The sequence below is a fragment of the Microbacterium sp. MDV22-iso44 genome, from assembly GCF_058629135.1.
In genome coordinates, this window is the sequence record NZ_JBZVWS010000001.1 from 1,193,396 (window position 1) to 1,216,248 (window position 22,853).

The following is a 22,853-nucleotide window of genomic DNA, read 5'->3' on the forward strand; positions in this document are numbered from 1 at the left end:
AGTCGGATGAGAATGACAAGGAGACAAGGAGGCGGATCGATGAAGATCCTCGTCGTCTGCGGCGCCGGTGCGTCGAGCACGTTCGTCGCCCAGCGTCTGCGGCATGCCGCACAGCGCGAAGGCAGGGACCTGTTCGTCCGCGCCGGAGTGCCCGGCATGGTCGCCACGGAGGCCGACGCCGGCGACGTGGTGCTCGTGGGTCCGCACCTCGCCTCCGCCCTCCCCGACATCGAACGGGATGCCGCCACCCGACAGGCGCGCACCGTGCTGCTGCCGGAGGACGTCTTCGACGACCGTGACGGAATCCGCACGCTCGCCCTGGTGAACGCCGCGACAGCGGCAGACCGCAGTGAAAGGACCCCGCGATGAGCGCACCGGCCAGCCGGACCGTCAGGATCGGCTCCTCCAACGGCCTGCACGCCCGCCCCGCGAAGATGTTCGCGCAGGCCGCGAAGGATTCCGGCATCCCCGTCACGATCTCGAAGGGATCCGGCGGAGCGGTCAACGCCGCCAGCATCCTCAGCGTGATCTCGCTGGGTGCGGAGAACGGCGACTACGTGACGCTCACCGCAGACGGCGCGAACGCCGAAGGGGTGCTCGACGCCCTCACCGAACTTCTGACCACCGACCACGACGCCTGAGGGACACATGACTGAGCTTCGAGGAGTAGGAATCGGCCTGGGCGTGAGCCACGGCCCCATCGCGCGGATGGCGGAGCCGCTGCCCGCGCCGAAGGACGAGAAGAGCGCACGGAGCGCCGACGAGGAGACCGCGCGCGTCCGTGCCGCGATCGAGGCGGTCGCGCGCGAGCTCGAGCAGCGCGGCGAGACCGCGGGAGGTGCCGCGCAGGAGGTCCTCGAGGCGCAGGCCATGATGGCCGAGGACCCGGCGCTCGAAGAAGAGGTCACGAACCGCATCGGCGCCGGCAAGACCGCCGAGTTCGCCGTCTTCGACGCTTTCGCGTCGTTCCGCGACACGCTCTCCGCGATGGGCGGCTACCTCGGCGAGCGCGCCGCCGACCTCGATGACGTCGCTCAGCGCGTCATCGCCCACCTCCGGGGCGTCGCCGCTCCCGGAGTGCCCGACCCGGGGCATCCGTTCGTCCTCGTCGCGAAGGACCTCGCTCCCGCCGACACCGCGCTCCTCGACCTCGACAAGGTCCTCGCGCTCGTGACGACCGAGGGCGGCCCGACGTCGCACACCGCGATCCTCGCCCGCGAGAAGTCCATCGTCGCCGTCGTCGGCGTCCGCGGTGCGGCCGGTCTCGCCGAGGGCGAGACGGTCGTCGTCGACGCCGCGGCCGGTGTCGTCACGACCCAGCCGACCGACGACGACATCGCCCAGGCGGAGCGCCGCGAGGCCGACCGCGCCGCCGCGGCGGACGCCCCCGTCACCCCGGGGGCGCTCGCGGACGGTACCGCGGTGCCGCTGCTCGCGAACCTCGGCAAGCCGCAGGACGCCGCGAAGGCCGTCGAGCTCGGCGCCGAGGGTGTGGGCCTGTTCCGCACGGAGTTCCTCTTCCTGAGCTCCTCGCAGGCGCCGACCGTCGAGGAGCAGACGAAGGCGTACACCGAGCTGCTGCAGGCGTTCCCCGGCAAGAAGGTCGTCGTCCGGGCGCTGGATGCCGGCGCCGACAAGCCGCTCGCCTTCCTGAACGACGCGCACGAGGAGAACCCGGCCCTCGGACTCCGCGGCCTCCGCGCCCTCCGCGCCAGCGAGGACATCCTGCGCGAGCAGCTCACCGCCCTCGCCAACGCGGATGCCGCCACCGAGGCCGACCTCTGGGTCATGGCACCGATGGTGTCGACCGTCGAGGAGACCGAGTACTTCGTCACGCTCGCGAAGGAGTACGGCATCAAGACCGCAGGCGTCATGGTCGAGGTCCCCTCCTCGGCTCTGCTGGCCGACAAGGTCCTCGCCCACGCCGATTTCGCCTCCATCGGGACCAACGACCTGACGCAGTACACGCTGGCGGCCGACCGCCTGCTGGGTTCGGTCTCGTCGTTCCAGGACCCGTGGCATCCCGCCGTCCTGCAGCTCGTCAAGGCGACGGGCGACGGCGGACGCGTCAACGGCAAGCCGATCGGCATCTGCGGTGAGGCCGCGGCCGACCCGATGCTCGCGGTCGTCCTCGTCGGCCTCGGCGCGACCACGCTCTCCATGGCACCGACGGCGCTCGCAGATGTACGCGCCACCCTCTTGCACCACAGCCTCGACGACGCGAAGCGCATCGCCGAAGCAGCCCTCGCCGCATCCGATGCGGCATCCGCCCGAGCCGCGGCCCAGGAAGCCGCAGCACAGCACAAGGAGAACCAGTAACCATGACAACGACGTCTCCGGCACAGACCCGGGGAGGAGCACGCGTCGCCGTTCAGCGATTCGGCACGTTCCTCTCGGGCATGATCATGCCGCTCATCCCCGCGCTCATCGCGTGGGGCATCTTCACCGCCTTCTTCATCGAGAAGGGGTGGACGCCGAACGCCGACCTGGCGAACATCGTCGGCCCGTTCATCCACTACCTGCTCCCCATCCTCATCGCCTACCTCGGCGGCCATCTGGTCTACGGCGTGCGCGGCGGTGTCGTGGGAGCGATCGCGACGTTCGGTGTGATCGCCGGCTCCGACCTCCTCATCGACAAGTTCAACGCCGCTCTGGCCATCTCCGACCCGCAGGCCGACCCCCTGGGCAAGGTGAACATGTTCATCGGCGCGATGATCATGGCGCCGCTCGCCGCCTGGACCATGAAGATGCTCGACCGCCTGTGGGAGGGCAAGGTCCGCGCGGGCTTCGAGATGCTCGTGAACATGTTCTCTGCCGGCATCTGGGGCTTCGTCATGGCCATCGTCGGGTTCTACCCGCTGGCATGGCTCATCAACGGCCTCATGAACGTCCTCAGCACCGCGGTGAACTGGCTCGTCGAGACGAACCTCCTCCCGCTGACGAGCATCATCATCGAGCCCGCCAAGGTGTTCTTCCTGAACAACGCCCTGAACCACGGTGTCCTCACCCCGCTGGGCCTCGACCAGGCGGCGACGAGCGACGCCGGGGGATCGATCCTCTTCCTCCTCGAGGCCAACCCCGGCCCCGGCGTGGGACTCCTGCTCGCCTTCACCTTCTTCGGGATCGGCGCCGCCCGCGCGTCGGCTCCGGGAGCGGCGATCATCCAGTTCTTCGGAGGCATCCACGAGGTGTACTTCCCGTACGCGCTCATGAAGCCGATCCTGATCGTCGCGCTGATCGCCGGCGGCATGACCGGTGTCACCACCAACATGCTGCTCGGCGGCATGCTGCGCGCACCGGCAGCCCCGGGCAGCATCCTGGCAGTGATGGCGCAGGTCGCGAACAACAGCTACATCGCGGTCATCCTCTCGGTGGTCCTGTCGGCCGCGGTGACCTTCATCGTCGCGTCGATCATCCTGCGGGCCTCCCGTAAGCGCGACCTGGCTGCCGCTGAGCTGGGCACGGACTCCTTCTCCGCCGCGGTCTCGCAGACCGAGGCGAACAAGGGCAAGCAGTCCGAGGCCCTCTCCGGCCTGCGCGGCTCCGCCACGGCTCCCGCAGCGACGACGGATGCGGCTGCTGCGGCATCCGCCCCCGCCGAAACCGCCATCGCCGAGCGCGAGATCACGAACGTCGTGTTCGCCTGCGACGCCGGCATGGGCTCGTCCGCGATGGGCGCGAGCGTGCTCCGCAACAAGTTCAAGAAGGCGGGCGTCGAGGGCGTCACGGTCACCAACAAGGCGATCGCGAACCTCGACCCGTCGGCCGACCTGGTCATCACGCAGCAGCAGCTGACCGACCGCGCGCGTGGAGTCACCCCCGACTCCCTGCACGTCTCGGTCGACAACTTCATGAACTCGCCGAAGTACGACGAGGTCGTCGAGATGGTGCGTCGCCAGCGCGGCGACGTCTGATGCACGCCGCTGCGGGGTCGGGAACAATGGTCCCGACCCCGCAGCATCCTTTTTCCCACCCCCTCAGAAGGAGAACGTCATGGCCCGCGAAGTCCTCACCCTCGGCCAGATCCGCATCCACTCCGGCTCCGTCAGCCAGGAACAGGCCATGAAGGAGGCCGCCGACATCCTCGAGGCGGCCGGCGCCGTGACGAGCGCCTACTTCGACGCCATGCAGCAGCGCGAGGTCGCTGTCTCGACCTACATGGGCAACGAGCTCGCGATCCCCCACGGGACCAACGAGACCAAGGAGGCGATCCTCGACTCCGCACTCTCGTTCGTCCGCTACGACGGCGGCGTCGACTGGGGCGGCGAGCACGTGTCGTTCGTCGTCGGCATCGCCGGCAAGGGCGACGAGCACCTCGAGATCCTGTCGCAGATCGCCCTCCTGTTCTCCGAGGACGAGGAGGTCGCGAAGCTCAAGGCCGCCCAGACTCCCGAGGAGCTCTACCAGCTGCTCGCCACGGTGAACAACGCATGAAGGCCGTCCACTTCGGCGCCGGAAACATCGGCCGCGGCTTCGTCGGACTGCTCTTGCACGAGGGCGGGTACGAGCTCGTCTTCTCGGACGTCGCCCCGACCCTCGTCGAGACCATCAACGCGGCATCCGAGTACACGGTCCACGAGGTCGGGCCGGGCGGAGGCGACAAGACCGTCACCGGCTTCCGGGCGATCAACAGCCAGGCCGACCCGGATGCCGTCGCCGACGAGGTCGCTGCGGCCGACGTCGTGACGACCGCCGTGGGACCCAACATCCTGCCGTTCGTCGCACCGCACATCCTCGAGGGACTCGCCCGTCGCTCCGCCGACGCGAAGCCGCTGCAGGTCATGGCGTGCGAGAACGCGATCGGCGCGACCGACACCCTCCGCAGCGAGATCGAGAAGCTCGCCGGTGATGCGTGGGGCGATCTCTCCACGCGCGCCGTGTTCGCCAACACCGCCGTCGACCGCATCGTCCCCGGCCAGCCAGAGGGCGCAGGCGTCGACGTGACGGTCGAGCCGTTCTTCGAGTGGGCTATCGAGCGCGGACCGTTCGGCGACGACCTGCCGAACATCCCCGGCGCGCACTTCGTCGACGACCTCGCCCCCTACATCGAGCGGAAGCTCTTCACGGTCAACACCGGCCACGCCGCCACCGCCTACTTCGGTGCCGCCGCGGGGATCACCCGGATCTCGGACGCCCTGGCGGACCCCGGCATCCGGGGCAAGGTCGAGCAGGCACTCGGGGAGACCTCCGCGTTCCTCGCGGCCGCGCACGGGCTCGACCCCGCCGAGCTCGCCGAGTACCGCGCGACGATCCTCGAGCGGTTCTCCAACGAGGCCCTGCCCGACACCGTGCAGCGCGTCGGCCGTCAGCCGCTGCGCAAGCTGTCGCGTCACGAGCGCTTCGTCGGCCCCGCCTCGGCGGCCGCCGAGCGCGGTCTCGGCGTCGACGGACTCATCGCCGCGATCGCCGCCGCACTCCGCTTCGAGGACGCTGCAGACCCGCAGGCCGTCGAGTTGCAGGAGCGCATCCGGACCGAGGATGCCGCGGCCTTCACGGCATCCGTCACAGGTCTCGAGCCTGCCCACCCCCTGTTCGCACGCATCCAGGAGCAGGTCGCCCAGCGGCAGACCGAGCTCGGCCTCTACAGCGCGTGAGCGCGTCGAAGCGGCCCCGCTCCCGGGCACGGCGCATCGTCTCGATCGTGCTGCTGTCCGTGGCGGGGCTGCTCGTCGCCGGCATCCTCGGCATCGTGATCTGGAGCCAGGTCGGCGTCATGGGCGCCGAGGCCGGCCCGCTCGCCTCGGTGCGCGAGGACGACCGGATCGCCGTGGCCGACACCGGCGGCAACGTCGTGATGTCGCCGTCCTCCGGAGAGAGCACCGTCGGGCTCGTCTTCATCCCCGGGGCGAAGGTCGACGCTGAGGCGTACGAGGCGAAGCTCGCGGGGCTCGTCGCGGAGGACGGGATGACGGTCGTCATCACCCGCCCGTGGCTGAACCTCGCTTTCTTCGACCCCCGGCCGCTGTCGACGTTCACCGATTCCGCGCCCGACGTCGACACCTGGCTCGTCGGCGGCCACTCCCTCGGCGGGGTGCGCGCCTGTCAGCTCGCATCGGATGCCGGCGGCCTCGTACTCTTCGCCTCGTACTGCGCGAACGACCTGTCCGGTTCCGGGCTTCCCGTGCTGAGCATCTCGGGCTCCGAGGACGGGATGTCCACCCCCGAGAAGATCCAGGATGCCCGCGGCATGCTGCCCGCCGACGCCGAGTTCGTCGAGATCCCCGGCGCCTCGCACGCCTCCTTCGGCGACTACGGCCCGCAGGCCGGCGACGGCACCCCCACGATCGACGACCCCGCCATGACGGCCGAGATCACGGCATCCGTCGCGGAACTCCTCCCCCGCCTCTGACTCGCGGTCGAAGTCCCCCTCTGGCCACAGCCGCGGAGGAGCCCGGCTCCCACAGCCCGCACCCATCAACCTCCGCCGCCGCGCTGACTAGCCACAACCGCGGAGAATTCGCGGCTGCCCGCGGTTTCTCACCCTTGAGAGGCCGCCCTGGGGCGGATTTCCTCTGACAGTGCCGCAGGGCGGGCCCGCGAGGGGCAGGCCGGCAACCCCGCCCGGCGAAGGACCTCCTCGGACAGTGCCAACGCCGGTTCCTCCCCGGCGGACCAGATCGTCGCGCTCCTCCCCTATCCAGCGCGCGGGCGGAGAAGGCGGGCACCAAACGGACACCCTCAGGCGCATGTCCGTTCACACGCTCCCGTCCCCTGCCCTCTCACGGCGACAACTCAGCGATGCCGGCCTCCGACGTCGCGACATCGACCGTGCCGTCGCCTCCGGGCGGCTCGTCCGCGTTCGCCGAGACCGGTACCTCCGGGGAGACGCTCACCCCGATCTGATCCGAGCGGCTCGATCCGGTGACCGCCTCGATTGCGTCTCGCTGCTGCGAATGCTCGGCGTGTACGTCCTCTCGGAGACTCGCCTCCACGTCCAGGTCGAGCCGCACCGCAGCAGTCTCCCGCCGGCCTCGCCGGACGTCGTCCGGCATTGGCGACCCGCTTCGCTGCCGGTGAGCGCCACATCGGTCGATATCGTCAGCGCGGTCGTGGCGGCCGTCCGGTGCCAGGAACCGCGCGCGGCCGTCGCCACCCTCGACAGTGCATGGCGTTTGGGTCTCATCGACGAGGTCACGATCGCGGAGATCTTCCGCCGGCTGCCGCACCGGCACCGCAGCCTTCGGACCCTCATCGATCGGTCGGCCGAGTCCGGTCCCGAGACCCTGATGCGGCTGATCCTCCGCTCACTCGGTTGTCGATTCGAGACGCAGGTGAGCATCACGACGGTCGGGCGGGTCGACTTCGTCGTCGAAGGATGGCTGATCATCGAATGCGACAGCCGTGCTCACCACGAGGGGTGGGAGGCGCAGAAGCGCGACCGGCGGCGCGACCTCGCGGCCGCCGCGCTCGGATACACCACGGTCCGCCCGCTTGCGGAGGACATCCAGTACCACCGCGACCACGTCCGCCTGTCGATCAGCCGCGCGCTTGAGCGGCACTGACCGAGGAGAAACTGAGGCCGCCGCGCTCGTCAGGCACCGGATCGCCGCCCGGAGTGCGAAAACTCCGCGGACAGCGCCACCGAGCCCGGGGACGGTCCATGGCGACGCCCCCCTCAGGCCGAGAAGCCCTCGCCGATGAGCTCGATGAGCTCCTCGCGCTCCTCGATCGTGAGGAAGGCCGCCGCCGCAGCGTTCAGCTGGAACGCCTCGAGGTCGTCGAGCGTGTACTCGAATGCGTCGGCGAGGAGCTTCAGCTCGCGGGTCAGCGAGGTGCGGCTCATGGTGCGGTTGTCGACGTTCACGGTGACGGCGAAGCCGAGCTGGTACAGCAGGTCGAAGGGGTGATCCTCGAGCTGCGTTCCCCACGCCGCGATCGCGCCGGTCTGCAGGTTCGACGAGGGCGACAGTTCGAGCGGGATCTCGCGGTCGCGGACCCAGCGCGCCAGGTCGCCGAAGCGGACCTGCACCTCCTCGCCCTTCTCAGCGACGACGTCGAGGTCCTCGGCGATGCGCACACCGTGTCCGAGGCGCAGTGCCCGCCCGTCGATCAGCGCGGAGCGGATCGAATCGAGCCCCGCGGCCTCACCGGCGTGCACCGTGGCGGGGAAGAAAGCGGATGCCAGGTAGTCGAACGCCGGGCGCAGGTTCGACGGCGGGAAGCCCGCCTCCGGACCGGCGATGTCGAACCCGACGGCGCCGCGACCGCGGTGGCGGACGGCGAGCTCGGCGATCTCGAGCGACCGGTCGGTGTGACGCATGGCGGTGATGAGCTGGCCGACACGGATGTCGCGGCCCGATCCCTCGACCGAGTCCTCGCCCTCCTCGATGCCCTCCTGCACGGCTTCCACGACCTCGTCGAGGCTCAGGCCGCCGCCCAGGTGCTGCTCGGGCGCCCAGCGCACCTCGCCGTAGATGACGCCGTCGGCTGCGAGGTCCTCGACGAACTCCTTCGCGACGCGGCGCAGTCCGTCACGGGTCTGCATGACCGCGATGGTCAGGTCGAACGTCTTCAGGTACTCGACGAGCGAGCCCGAATCGGACTGGTCCTCGAACCAGTCGGCGAGGTCGTCGGCCGCGGCTTCGGGAACCTCGACGCCCGCCTCGTCGGCGAGCTCGATGATCGTCTGCGGCCGGAGCGCGCCGTCGAGGTGGTCGTGCAGCGACACCTTGGGGAGCGAGCGGATCGAGACGCCCTCGAGGTTCGCGTCACCGTGCTGATCGATGGCCATTGTGCAGTCCTGTCGTGAGGGGTTCAGGCGGTGATGCGCTCGAGGACGAGCGGGGTGGATGCCGGGGCTTCCGCACCGATTTCCCAGGCGCCCTCGAGCGCCTCGGCGGCCCGCGCGAAGCGGTTCTCATCGTCGGCCAGCAGTGTGAACAGCGGCTGTCCGGCGGTGACCGTGTCGCCCGGCTTCACGTGCAGGTCGATGCCGGCGGCGCGGATGACGGGGTCCTGTGCACGGGCGCGTCCGGCGCCGAGGCGCCAGGCGGCGATCCCGAACGGGAGGGCTTCGAGCCGCGTGACGACGCCGGACTCGGTCGCCGTGACGGTGTGGGTCTCGCGCGCGGTGGGCATCGCGGCATCCGGGTCACCGTCCTGCGCGCGGATCATCCGGCGCCACGAGTCCATGGCGCGCCCGTCCTTCAGGGCGGCTTCCACGTCGGCGTCGGGCTGGCCGGCGAGGGCGAGCATCTCTCGTGCGAGCGCGACGGTCAGCTCGACGACGTCGGCGGGTCCGCCGCCGGCGAGCACCTCGACGGACTCGCGGACCTCGTTGGCGTTACCGATGGCGAGGCCGAGGGGCGTGTTCATGTCGGTGAGCAGCGCCGTGGTCGCGACGCCCGAATCGGTGCCGAGGGCGACCATCGTGCGGGCGAGCTCGCGGGCCTTGTCGACGTCCTGCATGAAGGCGCCGGAGCCGAACTTCACGTCGAGGACGAGCGAATCCGTGCCCTCGGCGATCTTCTTCGACATGATGCTCGAGGCGATGAGCGGGATCGCCTCGACGGTGCCGGTGACGTCGCGGAGCGCGTAGAGGCGCTTGTCGGCCGGTGCCAGGCCGGAGCCGGCGGCGCAGATGACGGCGCCGACATCCCGCATCTGCGCGATCATCTCGTCGTTGCTGAGGGCTGCTCGCCAGCCGGGGATGGCCTCGAGCTTGTCGAGCGTGCCGCCGGTGTGCCCCAGTCCGCGGCCCGACAGCTGCGGCACCGCGACGCCGAAGGCGGCGACGAGCGGCGCGAGCGGGAGGGTGATCTTGTCACCGACGCCGCCGGTGGAGTGCTTGTCGACGGTCGGCTTGCCGAGCCCGCCGAAGCTCATCCGCTCCCCCGAGGCGATCATCGCATCGGTCATGACGCGGATCTCGTCGCGGTTCATCCCGTTGAGGAGCACCGCCATCGCGAACGCGGCCATCTGCGAGTCGGCGACGTACTCGCGGGTGTACGCGTCGATCATCCAGCGGAGCGCATCCTCGGGGACGGCGCCGCCGTCGCGCTTGGTGCGGATGATGTCGACGGCGTCGAACGCCTCGACCGCGCTCATCGGGCGGCCTCCAGGTCGCGGGGGCCGAAGGCGTCGGGGAGGACCTCGTCGATCGTGCGGATGCCCGAGACGGTCTCGAGCAGCATCCCGGGGATCGCGAACTCGTTGAGCAGCTGTCGGCACCGGCCGCACGGCATGATCGTCTCGCCGTCGTTGTTGACGCAGACGAACGCGACGAGCTCGCCGCCGCCGGTCATGTGGAGGTTCCCGACCAGGCCGCATTCGGCGCACAGGCCGACCCCGTAGGAGGCGTTCTCGACGTTGCAGCCGGTCACGATCCGCCCGTCGCTCACGAGCGCCGCGGCGCCCACTCGGTAACGGGAGTACGGCGCGTACGCCTTCTCCATGGCCTCGACGGCTGCCGAACGCAGCTCGTCCCAATCGATGTCGGTCACGACTTCTTCCTCTGTAGATGAGCGGATGCCGCGGGTCGCGGCATCCCGTGTCAGCCCTTGATGTAGGGCTTGCCCGCTGCCGCGGGTCCGCGGATCTGCCCGGCGAAACCGGCGACCGCGAGGATCGTCACGACGTACGGCAGCATGAGCATGAATTCGCTCGGGATGGGGGTGTCCAGCACGGTGAGCTGGTTCTGCAGGTTCGTCGCGAAGCCGAACAGCAGCGCGGCGAGCGTCGCGCGGATCGGGTCCCACCGGCCGAAGATGACGGCCGCGAGAGCGATGAAGCCGAGCCCGGCGGTCATCTCCTTGCCGAACTGCGGCACCGACACGAGCGTGAAGTACGCGCCGCCGATGCCGGCGATCGCACCGGCGAGCGAGACGTTCCAGAATCGCGTCGTGTTGACCTTGATTCCCACGGTGTCGGCGGCCTGCGGGTGCTCACCGACGGCGCGGAGGCGCAGACCCCAGCGCGTGCGGTAGAGGCTCCACGAGACAACGGCGACCGCGACGTACATGAGGTACACGATGAAGGTCTGGTTGAACAGGACCGGACCGATGATCGGGATCTCGCTCAGGAACGGGATCTCGATGCGGCCGAAGCGCTCCGGACGGTTGAGGGTGTCCTCGTTGGGGACGAGCAGCGCCCCGTAGAGGAAGCCCGTCAGGCCGGTCACGAGGACGTTCAGGACGACGCCGACGATCACCTGGTCGACGAGGTACTTGATGGCGAACGCCGCGAGGACGAAGGAGACCAGCACGCCGCCCACCATCGCGCCGATCAGGCCGATGAAGGGGCTGCCCGTGATGCTCGACAGGAGTGCCGCCGAGAAGGCGCCCAGCAGCAGCTGACCCTCGATGGCGACGTTGACGACGCCGACGCGTTCGCCGATGACCCCGCCCAGCGCACCGAACACCAGCGGGACCGACAGCGACACGGCTCCGAAGAGCAGGCTCGTGACGGGGAAGGTTCCTCCGGCGGCGGCCCACACGATGAAGGCGACGACCGCAACGACGGCGAAGACCGAGGTCAGCCACAGCGGCGTCCGGCGGTAGTTCCACGCGTTCCATGCCGCCAGTGCCGCGAGGAGGACGAGGACGACGACCATCGCCCAGCTCGTCGCGCCCGTCGGCACCTCGATGTTCGGGACGGCGATCGACGAGGTCGCGTCGCCGAGGCGGAACGTCGTGACGGCGCCGCGGGGGACGAGGCCGAACAGGAGCGCCATCAGCACGACGACGACGCCGAAGACGATCGGCACCTTGACGTGACGCGCCTTGACGACGGTCAGCTGGATGGTGCCGTCGGATTCGAGTGCGGGAGCCGGAGCGCTCATGCCGCCACCGCCTTCTTCGCGGCCTTGGCTCGCGCCTTGTCCGCCTTCTCGATCTCGGTCTTGGGAAGGAAGAACACGGCGCGCAGCAGAGGCGGCGCCGCGATGAAGAGCACGACGAGCGACTGGACGACGAGCACGATGTCGACCGGGATCCCCTGCGCCTGCATCGAGAACGACCCCGCCTTGAGGGCGCCGAACAGGATGCCGGCGGCGAAGGTCCCCCACGCGCGGCTGCGCCCGAGGAGTGCCACGGTGATCGCGTCGAAGCCGATGCCGGCGTCGATGGTGGCGGCGAAACCGGTCGTGACGTTGCCCTGGATCTGGTTCATGGCGGCGAGACCGGCGAGGCCGCCGGCGAAGACCATGGCGTAGATGTAGATGCGCTCGACGTTGATGCCGCCCGCACGCGCGGCGTGCGGGTTCTCGCCGACGGCCCGCATCCGCAGTCCGAGGCTGGAGCGCTCGATGAGCCACCAGACGAACACGGTCGCGACGACGACGATCACGAAGCCCCAGTCCAGCTGCGGGAACGTCGGGCCGAACAGGTCGGGGAACTGAGCTGTGGCCGGCGTCGGCTGCGACTGCGGCTGGTTGCTGCCCTCTGCCTGCAGGAGACCCGGGGTGCGCAGCATCCACAGCAGCAGGTAGTACGCGACGTAGTTGAGCATGATCGTGAGGATCACCTCGTGCGCACCTGTGCGTGCCTTCAGCAGACCCACGAGACCGCCCCAGATCGCTCCGCCCAGGATGCCGGCGAGCAGGGTGAGCGGCAGGTGCACGAGCAGCGGCAGGTCGAGGTTGAACGCGAAGAAGCCTGCGAACAGGGCACCGACGAGCATCTGGCCGCGCGCACCGATGTTGAACAGGCCGACGCGGAACGCCAGGGCGACGCCGAGGCCGGCGGCGATCAGCGGCGCGGCGAACCCGAGGGTGTTGGTCAGCGGGCGGATCTGCGCCGAGAAGTCGCCGACGCGCGGGTTGAAGACGGCGCCGCGGAAGAGGGCCTCGTACCCGGTGTAGATGGCGTTCCACGCCGCGACGAGGGTGTCGGTGGGACGCGCGAAGAAGTATCCGCTCGTGCGCTGCACCTCTTCGTTGGTCACCGCGATGAGCACGCCGCCGACGATCATGGCGAGCACGAAGGCGAGGATCGTCGTGACGGCGCTGCCGCGCACGAGCTCACGGAAGAAGACGTCGGTGCGCGAAGGCTGCCCCGGCTCCTTCTCCCCCGTCAGCGGGCCGCTCGCGGTGGGCAGCTGTGCAGCGGGATGCGCCGCGTCGGCGGCGCCGGGCGTCGTGCCGCTCATGCAGCCACCTCCGGGTCGGTTGCGCCGGCCATCATGAGGCCGAGGGTTTCGCGGGGAGTGTCACCGGGGACGATGCCCACGACGCGCCCGCGGTACATGACAGCGATGCGATCGGCGAGTGCGGTGACCTCGTCGAGCTCGGTCGACACGACGATCACGGGGATCCCCGCGTCGCGCGTCTCGACGATGCGCTTGTGGATGAACTCGATGGATCCGACGTCGACGCCGCGGGTCGGCTGGGCGGCGACGAAGAGCTTGAGGTCGCGGCTCATCTCGCGAGCGATGACGACCTTCTGCTGGTTTCCGCCGGACAAGGTGCCTGCAGGGGTCTCGGGACCCCGCGTGCGGATGTCGTATTCCTCGATGCGGGCACGCGCGAACGCGTCGAGTTCGGCGCGGCGGATGGTGCCCGCGCGCGAGAACGCCGGGTCGGTGGTGCGGTCGAGGATGAGGTTCTCGGCGACGGAGAAGCCGCCGACGAGCCCGTCTTCCTTGCGGTCCTCGGGGACGAAGCCCACGCCGGCATCCAGGATGCTGCGGACGCTCTTTCCGACGAGCTCCGTGCCGTCGAGGCTGATGGAGCCCTCGGTGCGGGCGGCGAGGCCGACGATGGCCTCGACGAGCTCCGTCTGGCCGTTGCCCTGCACACCGGCGACGGCGAGGATCTCGCCAGGACGGACGTCGAACGACACCTCGTCGACGACGATGGCGCCGCCGGGGGTGAGGACGCGCAGGTCTCGCACCTCGAGTCCGCCGGAGCTCGGCTTGGCCGGCTCCTTCTGGACGGTCAGCTCGACGGCACGACCGACCATGAGGGAGGCGAGCTCGGCGTTGGTCGCCGTCGGCGACGCGGTGCCGACGATCTTGCCGAGGCGCACGACCGTGATCCGGTCGGCGACCTCGCGCACTTCGCGCAGCTTGTGCGTGATGAAGACGATGGACGTCCCCTCGTCGCGCAGCTGTCGCATGATCCCCATGAGCTCGTCCGTCTCCTGGGGGGTGAGGACCGCGGTCGGCTCGTCGAAGACGAGGACCTTCGCGTCGCGGGAGAGGGCCTTGATGATCTCGACGCGCTGCTGGACGCCGACGGGGAGGTCGCCGACGAGGGCGTCGGGGTCGATCTGGAAGCCGAACCGGTCGGCGACGGCACGCACATGGGCGCGGGCCTGCGCGAGGTCGAGCTTGCCGAGGCCGGTCGTCTTCTCGTGGCCGAGCATGACGTTCTCGGCGACGGTGAACACGGGGATGAGCATGAAGTGCTGGTGCACCATGCCGATGCCGGCCGCCATCGCGTCACCGGGACCCCGGAAGTTCTGGACGGCGTCGTCCAGCAGGATCTGTCCCTCATCGGCGCGGTAGAGGCCGTAGAGGACGTTCATGAGAGTGGATTTGCCGGCGCCGTTCTCGCCGAGGAGAGCGTGGATCTCCCCCGGCTCGACCACGAGGTCGATGTGATCGTTGGCGACGAGGCTGCCGAATCTTTTCGTGATTCCGCGGAGCTCGAGCTTCATACGAGAACCCTAACCGGCGGGTGTCTGGAAAGTACCCGCCATAAAACGTTGAGCGAACGGCACTCGGGGCGGACAGCTCTGCGCTGCCCGCCCCGAGTGGATGTCGTTCAGATCACGGCGAGTTCTTGGACTCCACCGTGATGTCACCGGAGATGATCGACTTCTGGAGCGTGTCGAGCTCGTCGGTCAGACCGGCGGGCAGCTTCGACTCGAAGTCGTGGAAGCTCGAGAGCTTGACGCCCTCGTTCTCGAGGGTGCCGACGTACGGCGCGGCGTCGAACTTGCCGGTCGATGCGGCGACCGTGGTGTCGTAGACGGCCACGTCGATCGCCTTCATGATCGAGACCAGCGTGATGTCGGAGACCGTGTCGTCGGCGACGGCGAGGTCGCTGTCGACACCGAGGATGAGGGTGTCGTCACCGCTGTCCTTGATCGCCGCTGCCGCGCTCGTGTAGATCGGACCGCCGACGGGGAGGATGACGTCGACGCCCTGGTCGAGGACCGACTGAGCGGTCTGCTTGGCGGTGTCGTTCGCGTCGAAGCCGCCGGTGAAGGCGCCCTTCTGAGCGGCGACGTCCCAGCCGAAGAGCTTGACGTCGGCACCCTTGTCCTCGTTGTACTTCTCGACGCCGAGGGCGTAGCCGTCCATGAAGACCGCGACCGAGGGGATCTGGAGGCCACCGAAGGTGCCCACCTTGTTGACGCCGGCCTCAGCGGACCACGCGGCGGCGGCGTAGCCACCGAGGTACGCGGCCTCCGCCGTGTTGAACACGAGGGGCTTGATGTTGGGGGCGTCGGTCTTGCCGTCCTGGTCGGTGTCCGCGTAGTCGTCGATGATCGCGAACTGCAGTTCCGGGTTGGCCTTGGCCGCCTCGACCGTCGCCGCGGCGAGCTTGAAGCCGACCGAGACGATGAGGGTGCAGCCCTCGGAGATCGCCGTGGTCATGTTGGGCTCGTAGTCGTTGTCGTTGGTCGACTCGAACTCGAGGGGCTTGATGCCCAGCTCGCCGGCGGCCTTGTCCATGCCGTTCTTGGCCGACTCGTTGAACGACTTGTCGTTCCAGCCACCGGCGTCGGAGACCAGGCAGGGCTTGAAGCCGTCGACGATGTCGCCGCCACCGGCGCCGGCGGACGACGTCGGGTTGGCCTCGGGTGCGGTACCGCAGCCAGCCAGCGCGGCGATGAGAAGCGCGGCACCGGCGATGCCGGCGAGCTTCTTCGGGTTCGAGATGGTCAAGAGTGCCTCCACGGAAGAGAACCCGCGGACTTCGCGGGTGTGCGCAACCGAAGTTACCCACTGTGACGACGACCGGTCACCCTGATGAGCCCGTTCGTCCGAATGGTTACAAAGCCGCAATGAACCCGTCACAGGAGCGGCATCCTGCTCAACGGACGGGGTGTCAGAGGACGTCCCCGCGACCGGTCACCTTCAGCGCGTCGACGACGCTCTTGACCCGCTGGGCGTGCTCGGCGGTGGTCACCAGAAGCGCGTCGTCCGTGTCGACGACGACGATGTCCTTGACGCCGATGATGCTGATCACGCGACTCGTCTGCGAGACGACGATGCCGCTCGCGGCATCCGAGAGCACCCGGGCGTTCTGTCCGAGGATCGCGAGGTCGGTGCGGCCGCCCGAGTTGAGCTTGGCGAGGCTCGCGAAGTCCCCCACGTCGTCCCAGTCGAAGTGTCCGGGGACGACGGCGAGCTTGCCCTTCTCCGCCGCCGGCTCCGCGACGACGTAGTCGATCGCGATCTTCTCGAGGGTCGGCCAGATGCGGTCGACGGCGGGGCCCCGCAGGTCGCGGTCGTCCCACGCTTCGGCGAGCTCCATGAGCCCGGCGTGCAGGGTGGGGTTGTTCGCCTCGATCTCGGCGAGCAGGACGTCGGCCCGCGAGATGAACATGCCCGCGTTCCAGAGGTAGGAGCGATCGGCGACGTAGGCCTTCGCCGTCTCGAGGTCGGGCTTCTCGACGAAGCGCTCGACCAGGGAGGCATCCCGAGCGCCGTCGACGATCAGCTCGCCGCCCCGCTTGATGTAGCCGAACCCGACCGCCGGCTCGGACGGGCTGATGCCGATCGTGCAGATGAAGCCCTCGCGCGCCACCTCGACGGCATCGCGCACCGCGAACTCGAACACGCGTGAGCCGCGGATGACGTGGTCGGCGGCGAAGGATCCGATGACGACGTCCGGATGCCGCCGGTGCAGGATCGCCGCAGCGAGGCCGATCGCGGCCGCGGAGTCACGCGGCTCGGATTCGAGGATGACGTTCTTGTCGGGGATGCCGGGGAGCTGCGCCTCGACGGCGGCGCGGTGCGCGCGGCCGGTGACGACGGCGATCCGATCGGGCCCGGTGAGGGGCTCGAGCCGGTTCCAGGTGTCGCGGAGGAGGGAGTGCCCCGACCCGGTCAGGTCGTGGAGGAACTTCGGGGCATCCGCTCGCGACAACGGCCACAGGCGGGATCCGACGCCCCCGGCGGGGATGACGGCGTAAAAGTCCTCGATGTGTTCGACCATGGTCGGAACCCTACCGGCCGATTAAGGCTCGCCTTCCTCGCCCACCCCTCTCGAGGCCGCTTAGGATGGTCGATGCGCCCGCTTGCGACGATGGGCGACATTCCCTGGGATGCCGCGATCTCGCCGCACGCGCGCGATCCATCTCACTCAAGGGAGGACGACCGTGTCTGCACCAGCACGCGTCACGCCGTCGATCGCTGAGACCACGTCCAAGACCCCGCGCGGCACGCTGTACCGCGGCAACGAGGGCATGTGGTCGTGGGTCCTTCACCGCATCACCGGCATCGCCATCTTCTTCTTCCTGCTCGTGCACGTCCTCGACACCGCACTCATCCGGGTCTCCCCCGATGCGTACAACGCGGTCATCGGCACGTACAAGAACCCGATCATGGGCCTCGGCGAGGTCGCCCTGGTCGGCGCGATCGTCTACCACGCCTTCAACGGCCTCCGCATCATCGCGGTGGACCTGTGGCCGTGGGCCACGCGTCACCAGCGGCAGCTGTGGTGGGGAGTGCTGGCCGTCTGGGCCGTCACCCTCGTCGGCTTCGCCGCGCGCCACCTTCCGAACGTCTTCTCGCACATGGGAGGCGAGCACTGATGACCGCCGACACCCTCGCCGCTCCGCGCACCCCGCAGGGCAAGGCCGCCGTCCGCAAGAAGGGTCCCAACCTCGAGAAGTGGGGCTGGGTCTTCATGCGCGTCTCGGGCGTGCTGCTGCTCGTCCTCATCTTCGGTCACCTCTTCGTCAACCTCATGCTCGGCGAGGGCATCTCGGGCCTCGACTTCGCGTTTGTCGCGGGCAAGTTCGCCACGCCGTTCTGGCAGTGGTGGGACGTCCTCATGCTGTGGCTGGCGTTCATCCACGGCACGAACGGCATGCGCACGATCGTCAACGACTACGTCACCAACGCGAAGGTCCGCCGGGTCCTCGTCACCAGCCTCTGGGTGGTGGCCGGCTTCATGATCCTCCTCGGCACCCTCGTGGTCTTCACCTTCGATCCCTGCATCCCCAACCTCGACGGCAGCGTTCTCGCCGAGGTCTGCAAGGCACAGGGCTGAGCCGGCCGCGCCGGCACGCAAAGCAGAGAACAGAGGCATTCGTCACGTGAGCACTCAGACCGCGGACTCCGTCGTCAAGGACGGCGTCCACTACCACCAGTTCGACGTCGTCATCGTGGGCGCCGGCGGCGCCGGCATGCGCGCCGCGATCGAGGCCGGTCCCGGCGCGAAGACGGCCGTCATCACCAAGCTCTACCCGACCCGCAGCCACACCGGCGCGGCACAGGGCGGCATGGCGGCAGCGCTCGCCAACGTCGAAGAGGACTCCTGGGAGTGGCACACCTTCGACACCGTCAAGGGCGGCGACTACCTCGTCGACCAGGACGCAGCCGAGATCCTCGCGAAGGAAGCCATCGACGCGGTCATCGACCTCGAGAACATGGGCCTGCCCTTCAACCGCACGCCCGACGGCAAGATCGACCAGCGCCGTTTCGGCGGGCACACCGCTGAGCACGGCAAGAACCCGGTCCGTCGCGCCTGCTACGCCGCCGACCGGACGGGTCACATGATCCTCCAGACGCTGTTCCAAAACTGCGTGAAGCTCGGCATCAACTTCTTCAACGAGTTCTACGCCCTCGACCTCATCACGGTGAAGGATGCCCTGGGTCGCACCGGCATCGCCGGTGTCGTCGCGTACGAGCTCGCCACCGGCGACCTCCACGTCTTCCACGCCAAGGCCGTCATCTTCGCAACCGGCGGCTTCGGCAAGATCTTCAAGACGACCTCGAACGCCCACACCCTCACCGGTGACGGCGTCGGCATCGTCTGGCGCAAGGGACTGCCGCTCGAGGACATCGAGTTCTTCCAGTTCCACCCGACAGGTCTGGCGGGCCTCGGCATCCTTCTCACCGAGGGTGCCCGCGGCGAGGGCGCGATCCTCCGCAACGCCTCGGGCGAGCGGTTCATGGAGCGCTACGCCCCCACCATCAAGGACCTCGCGCCCCGCGACATCGTCGCCCGGTGCATGGTCAAGGAGGTCCTCGAAGGCCGCGGCGCCGGCCCGAACAAGGACTACGTCTACCTCGACTGCACGCACCTGGGCGCCGAAGTGCTCGAGACGAAGCTCCCCGACATCACCGAGTTCGCCCGTACCTACCTCGGCGTCGACCCGGTCGTCGAGCCGGTGCCGGTCATGCCGACCGCGCACTACGCGATGGGCGGCATCCCGACCAACATCAAGGGCGAGGTCCTGGCCGACAACGACACCGTCGTCCCCGGCCTCTACGCCGCGGGCGAGTGCGCGTGCGTGTCGGTGCACGGCGCGAACCGCCTCGGCACGAACTCGCTCCTGGACATCAACGTCTTCGGGAAGCGCTCCGGCCAGAACGCGGTCGAGTACGTCCAGACCGCCGAGTTCATGCCGCTCCCCGAGGACCCCGCGAAGGAGGTCCGCGAGCTGATCGAGGGTCTGCGCAACAACGCGGGCACCGAGCGCATCTCCACGCTCCGCAAGAAGCTGCAGGAGGAGATGGACGCCAACGCCCAGGTCTTCCGCACCGAAGAGACGCTCACGAACGTCATGGGCACGATCAACGACCTGCGCGAGCGGTACAAGAACGTCCACGTCGACGACAAGGGCAAGCGCTACAACACCGACCTCCTCGAGGCCGTCGAGCTGGGCTTCCTCCTCGACATCGCCGAGATCGTCGCCTACGCCGCGCGCAACCGCAAGGAGAGCCGCGGCGGTCACATGCGCGAGGACTACCCCGACCGCAACGACGACGAATACATGCAGCACACGATGGCCTACCTCACGGGCGACCCGCACTCCGCGAACCCCGAGGACCACATCCGCCTGGATTGGAAGCCGGTCGTGTTCACCAAGAACGAGCAGGGCGAGTACAACTACCCGCCGATGGAGAGGAAGTACTGATGACGATCGTCGACAGCGGCGCCCCGGCGCAGACGCAGGAGACGAACGACTCCGGCATCCAGTCGTACCTGGTCACCTTCATCATCCGGCGCTTCGACCCCGAGGTGGACGCTGAGCCGCGCTGGGTCGACTACGACGTGGAGATGTACCCGACGGACCGCGTGCTGGACGCACTGCACCGCATCAAGTGGGACGTCGACGGCACGCTGAGCTTCCGCCGCTCGTGCGCCCACGGCATCTGCGGCTCGGACGCCATGCGCATCAATGGTCGCAACCGCCTCGCCTGCAAGACGCTGATCAAGGACCTCGACATCTCGAAGCCGATCTACGTCGAGGCGATCAAGGGACTGCCGCTGGAGAAGGACCTCATCGTCGACATGGACCCGTTCTTCGAGTCCTTCCGCGACGTGCAGCCCTTCCTCCAGGCGAACAGCGCGCCGGAGCCCGGCAAGGAGCGCATCCAGTCGATCAAGGACCGCGCCGTCTACGACGACACCACGAAGTGCATCCTCTGCGCCGCGTGCACGTCGTCCTGCCCTGTGTTCTGGACCGACGGTCAGTACTTCGGCCCCGCCGCGATCGTCAACGCGCACCGCTTCATCTTCGACTCGCGCGACGACGCGGGCGACGTGCGCCTCGACATCCTCAACGACAAGGAAGGCGTGTGGCGCTGCCGCACGACCTTCAACTGCACCGAGGCGTGCCCCCGCGGCATCGAGATCACCAAGGCCATCGCCGAGGTCAAGCAGGCGGTCCTCCGCAGCTGATCCGGCCGGATAGCCTCGAGGCGTGACCTCGGACGACACGACGCCTCCCCTGCGCGAGCGGTGGGAGGCGTCTCGTCTGCGCGAGCGCCTCGATCAGCCGATCGAACGGGCCACCGAGCTGACGCAGCGGACCATCGGTTCGTTCCCGGTCCGGGTGTGGCGCCGCTTCCTGCGGCGGAACGGGTTCCTGCTCGCGGCATCCATCAGCTATCAGTCCCTGTTCGCGATCTTCGCGACGCTGTACACCGCGTTCGCCGCGGTCGGCCTCTGGCTGGGCGGTTCGCAGACCGCCATCGACGGACTCATCGCGGTCGTGAACTCCTACCTGCCCGGATTCATCGCGGTCGGGGGAACGCTCGATCCCGCCGACGTGGCGGGTATCGCGCGCGACAGCGGCAGCCTCCTCGCGGTGACGGGTGCGATCGCCGTCACCGTCGCGATCTGGACGGCGATCGGATTCGTCACCTTCACCCGGCGCGCGGTGCGCGACATCTTCGGTCTGCCGTTCGACACGAGGAGCTTCGTGCTCCTCAAACTCGGGGACCTGCTCGCCGCCCTCCTGTTCGGGCTCGCCCTGGTCCTCGGCGCGGTGTTCGGACTCGTCGCGGGCGGTGTCGTCGCGATCGTGCTCGACTGGGCCCAGGTGCCGTACGAATCCACCGCCGTGGACGTGTCGAGCCGCATCGCGTCGGTCATCGTCAGCATCCTTCTGAACACCACCGCTCTCACCGGACTCATCCGGTTCCTCACCGGGACCTCGCTGCCGGTGAGGTCGATCATCCCGGGCGCCGCCGCCGGCGGGAGTGCCCTGGCGCTCCTGCAGCTCGGCGCCGGATTCCTCGCGGTCTACTCCCCCACCAACCCGCTCCTGGCGACCTTCACCGTCGTCGGGCTGCTGCTCTGGCTCCGCCTCGCGGGGATCGTGATCCTCGTCGCCGCGTCCTGGATCGCCGTCGCCGCGGATGACGCCGACATCCCGCTCGTGGAGATGACCGCCGAGGAGCGACGGGAGCAGGAGCGCCGCGCGCTCCGCGTCGTGGCCGAAGCCGGTGTCCGCGAGGCGCGGCAAGCGCTCGCGGACGCCTCGTGGTGGCGGAAGCCCGGCGCACGGCGTGATCTGCGGCACGCCGAGGACCTCTGGGAACGCACCCGGCGGTGAGTCGATGTCCGCCGCCCTGGATACGCTGGAAGGCGTGCCACGAACACTCCGCATCGCCTCTGTCAACGTCAACGGCATCCGCGCCGCTGCCCGGAAGGGGATGCACGACTGGCTCGAGACCGCGGGGGTCGACGTCCTGACCCTGCAGGAGGTGCGGGCCGAGGCATCCGATCTCGCCGCCGCCCTTCCCGGATGGCACCTGGTGAACGACGAGGCCCTCGCGAAGGGTCGCGCCGGTGTCGCGATCGCGACCCGCGAGCCGTTCGACGTCTGGCGCGTCGAGCTCGGCGACGACACGCTCGATTCGAAGGGCCGGTGGGTCGAAGCCGACATCGAGGTCGACGGCGAGCTGCTCACCGTGGTCAGCGCCTACGTCTTCACGGGCGAGGCGGGCACCGAGAAGCAGGTCGCGAAGTACGCGTTCCTCGACGCGATGGAAGAGCGGATGCCGCACCTCGGCGACCTCGCGCTCATCACCGGCGACCTCAACGTCGGACACCGCGAGTTCGACATCCGCAACTGGAAGGGCAACGTCAAGAAGGCCGGCTTCCTCCCGCGCGAGCGCGCGTACTTCGACCGCTTCACCGGGCCTGGGGGCGAGACCGTCGCGACCGTCGACGGCGAGAGCGGCACCGGACTCGGTTGGGTCGACGTCGGGCGCAGCTTCGCCGGCGAGGTCGACGGGCCGTACACGTGGTGGTCGAACCGCGGCAAGGCGTTCGACAACGACACCGGCTGGCGGATCGACTACCACCTCGCGACCCCCGAGCTCGCGACGCGGGCGACCGACTACCGGGTCGTCCGGGCACCGTCCTGGGACACCCGCTGGAGCGACCACGCGCCCGTCGTGGCCGACTACACGCTCGGCAGCTGAGGCACGGACGC

General features: G+C 69.1%; 23 protein-coding genes. 14 read left to right on the forward strand and 9 right to left on the reverse strand.

Annotation, left to right across the window (positions count from 1 at the left end):
• The first annotated feature begins 39 nt into the window (after window positions 1–39).
• The 7 genes from AC4NN1_RS05870 (at window position 40) to AC4NN1_RS05900 (ending at window position 6,349) form a co-directional block, all read left to right on the forward strand.
• Window positions 40–369, forward strand: coding sequence for a PTS sugar transporter subunit IIB (locus AC4NN1_RS05870; RefSeq protein WP_018188768.1), 330 nt, complete (start codon window positions 40–42; stop codon window positions 367–369).
• Window positions 366–641 (forward strand): HPr family phosphocarrier protein, encoded by a 276-nt coding sequence (locus AC4NN1_RS05875; protein ID WP_018188769.1) that lies wholly within the window; start codon window positions 366–368, stop codon window positions 639–641. The genes AC4NN1_RS05870 and AC4NN1_RS05875 overlap by 4 nt, the downstream gene beginning before the upstream one ends.
• A 7-nt stretch (window positions 642–648) precedes the next feature.
• Window positions 649–2,319 carry a phosphoenolpyruvate--protein phosphotransferase gene (ptsP, locus tag AC4NN1_RS05880; RefSeq protein WP_363457922.1) on the forward strand — a complete coding sequence of 557 codons (1,671 nt, stop codon included), beginning with the start codon at window positions 649–651 and terminating at the stop codon, window positions 2,317–2,319.
• Window positions 2,320–2,321: 2 nt separating this feature from the next.
• Window positions 2,322–3,914, forward strand: a complete 1,593-nt coding sequence (locus AC4NN1_RS05885) for a PTS mannitol transporter subunit IIBC (protein ID WP_363457919.1) — start codon at window positions 2,322–2,324, stop codon at window positions 3,912–3,914.
• A 79-nt stretch (window positions 3,915–3,993) separates the two neighbouring features.
• Window positions 3,994–4,434 (forward strand): PTS mannitol transporter subunit IIA, encoded by a 441-nt coding sequence (locus tag AC4NN1_RS05890; protein ID WP_018188772.1) that lies wholly within the window; start codon window positions 3,994–3,996, stop codon window positions 4,432–4,434.
• On the forward strand, window positions 4,431–5,594 hold the full coding sequence (locus AC4NN1_RS05895) for a mannitol-1-phosphate 5-dehydrogenase (protein ID WP_018188773.1): 1,164 nt from the start codon (window positions 4,431–4,433) through the stop codon (window positions 5,592–5,594). Before AC4NN1_RS05890 ends, AC4NN1_RS05895 begins: the two co-directional genes overlap by 4 nt.
• Window positions 5,591–6,349, forward strand: coding sequence for an alpha/beta hydrolase (locus AC4NN1_RS05900; RefSeq protein WP_491954788.1), 759 nt, complete (start codon window positions 5,591–5,593; stop codon window positions 6,347–6,349). The genes AC4NN1_RS05895 and AC4NN1_RS05900 overlap by 4 nt, the downstream gene beginning before the upstream one ends.
• A gap of 370 nt (window positions 6,350–6,719) precedes the next feature.
• Here AC4NN1_RS05900 and AC4NN1_RS05905 read toward each other — a convergent pair whose 3' ends face one another.
• The gene (locus tag AC4NN1_RS05905) at window positions 6,720–6,950 is read right to left on the reverse strand and encodes a hypothetical protein (RefSeq protein WP_020096723.1); all 231 of its coding nucleotides are present in this window, start codon (window positions 6,948–6,950) and stop codon (window positions 6,720–6,722) included.
• Window positions 6,951–7,013: 63 nt separating this feature from the next.
• Between AC4NN1_RS05905 and AC4NN1_RS05910 the strand changes: the two genes are divergently transcribed.
• Window positions 7,014–7,502, forward strand: coding sequence for an endonuclease domain-containing protein (locus tag AC4NN1_RS05910; RefSeq protein WP_020096722.1), 489 nt, complete (start codon window positions 7,014–7,016; stop codon window positions 7,500–7,502).
• A gap of 113 nt (window positions 7,503–7,615) precedes the next feature.
• Here AC4NN1_RS05910 and AC4NN1_RS05915 read toward each other — a convergent pair whose 3' ends face one another.
• The 8 genes from AC4NN1_RS05915 to AC4NN1_RS05950 all read right to left on the reverse strand — a co-directional run bounded on the left by AC4NN1_RS05915 (window position 7,616) and on the right by AC4NN1_RS05950 (window position 17,110).
• Window positions 7,616–8,731, reverse strand: a complete 1,116-nt coding sequence (locus AC4NN1_RS05915; protein ID WP_018188776.1) for an adenosine deaminase — start codon at window positions 8,729–8,731, stop codon at window positions 7,616–7,618.
• 23 nt (window positions 8,732–8,754) lie between these two features.
• Entirely contained in the window at window positions 8,755–10,047 is a 1,293-nt protein-coding gene (locus AC4NN1_RS05920) for a thymidine phosphorylase (RefSeq protein ID WP_491954789.1), read from the reverse strand.
• Window positions 10,044–10,469, reverse strand: coding sequence for a cytidine deaminase (locus AC4NN1_RS05925; protein ID WP_081626489.1), 426 nt, complete (start codon window positions 10,467–10,469; stop codon window positions 10,044–10,046). The genes AC4NN1_RS05920 and AC4NN1_RS05925 overlap by 4 nt, the downstream gene beginning before the upstream one ends.
• A gap of 23 nt (window positions 10,470–10,492) precedes the next feature.
• Window positions 10,493–11,779, reverse strand: a complete 1,287-nt coding sequence (locus AC4NN1_RS05930; protein WP_311857667.1) for an ABC transporter permease — start codon at window positions 11,777–11,779, stop codon at window positions 10,493–10,495.
• Window positions 11,776–13,086, reverse strand: a complete 1,311-nt coding sequence (locus AC4NN1_RS05935) for an ABC transporter permease (protein WP_018188780.1) — start codon at window positions 13,084–13,086, stop codon at window positions 11,776–11,778. The genes AC4NN1_RS05930 and AC4NN1_RS05935 overlap by 4 nt, the downstream gene beginning before the upstream one ends.
• Complete coding sequence (locus AC4NN1_RS05940) at window positions 13,083–14,597, reverse strand: ABC transporter ATP-binding protein (protein WP_018188781.1); 1,515 nt, start codon at window positions 14,595–14,597, stop codon at window positions 13,083–13,085. Before AC4NN1_RS05940 ends, AC4NN1_RS05935 begins: the two co-directional genes overlap by 4 nt.
• 112 nt (window positions 14,598–14,709) lie before the next feature.
• A complete protein-coding gene (locus tag AC4NN1_RS05945) occupies window positions 14,710–15,834 on the reverse strand; it encodes a BMP family lipoprotein (RefSeq protein WP_311857670.1) in 1,125 nt (374 codons plus the stop codon).
• Window positions 15,835–15,997: 163 nt separating this feature from the next.
• Window positions 15,998–17,110, reverse strand: coding sequence for a mannose-1-phosphate guanylyltransferase (locus tag AC4NN1_RS05950; RefSeq protein ID WP_491954790.1), 1,113 nt, complete (start codon window positions 17,108–17,110; stop codon window positions 15,998–16,000).
• A 163-nt stretch (window positions 17,111–17,273) separates the two neighbouring features.
• Between AC4NN1_RS05950 and sdhC the strand changes: the two genes are divergently transcribed.
• The 6 genes from sdhC to AC4NN1_RS05980 are packed head-to-tail and all read left to right on the forward strand — an operon-like array spanning window position 17,274 to window position 22,842.
• Window positions 17,274–17,708: a succinate dehydrogenase, cytochrome b556 subunit gene (sdhC, locus tag AC4NN1_RS05955; protein ID WP_018188784.1), complete on the forward strand. Its 435-nt coding sequence runs from the start codon at window positions 17,274–17,276 to the stop codon at window positions 17,706–17,708.
• Window positions 17,708–18,169, forward strand: a complete 462-nt coding sequence (locus tag AC4NN1_RS05960; RefSeq protein ID WP_018188785.1) for a succinate dehydrogenase hydrophobic membrane anchor subunit — start codon at window positions 17,708–17,710, stop codon at window positions 18,167–18,169. The genes sdhC and AC4NN1_RS05960 overlap by 1 nt, the downstream gene beginning before the upstream one ends.
• A gap of 46 nt (window positions 18,170–18,215) precedes the next feature.
• Window positions 18,216–20,042 carry a succinate dehydrogenase flavoprotein subunit gene (gene sdhA / locus AC4NN1_RS05965; RefSeq protein WP_018188786.1) on the forward strand — a complete coding sequence of 609 codons (1,827 nt, stop codon included), beginning with the start codon at window positions 18,216–18,218 and terminating at the stop codon, window positions 20,040–20,042.
• Window positions 20,042–20,809: a succinate dehydrogenase iron-sulfur subunit gene (locus AC4NN1_RS05970; protein ID WP_018188787.1), complete on the forward strand. Its 768-nt coding sequence runs from the start codon at window positions 20,042–20,044 to the stop codon at window positions 20,807–20,809. The genes sdhA and AC4NN1_RS05970 overlap by 1 nt, the downstream gene beginning before the upstream one ends.
• Before the next feature lie 22 nt (window positions 20,810–20,831).
• Window positions 20,832–21,968, forward strand: a complete 1,137-nt coding sequence (locus AC4NN1_RS05975) for a YihY/virulence factor BrkB family protein (RefSeq protein ID WP_363457895.1) — start codon at window positions 20,832–20,834, stop codon at window positions 21,966–21,968.
• A gap of 4 nt (window positions 21,969–21,972) precedes the next feature.
• Window positions 21,973–22,842 carry an exodeoxyribonuclease III gene (locus tag AC4NN1_RS05980; RefSeq protein ID WP_491954791.1) on the forward strand — a complete coding sequence of 290 codons (870 nt, stop codon included), beginning with the start codon at window positions 21,973–21,975 and terminating at the stop codon, window positions 22,840–22,842.
• Window positions 22,843–22,853: the final 11 nt, after the last annotated feature.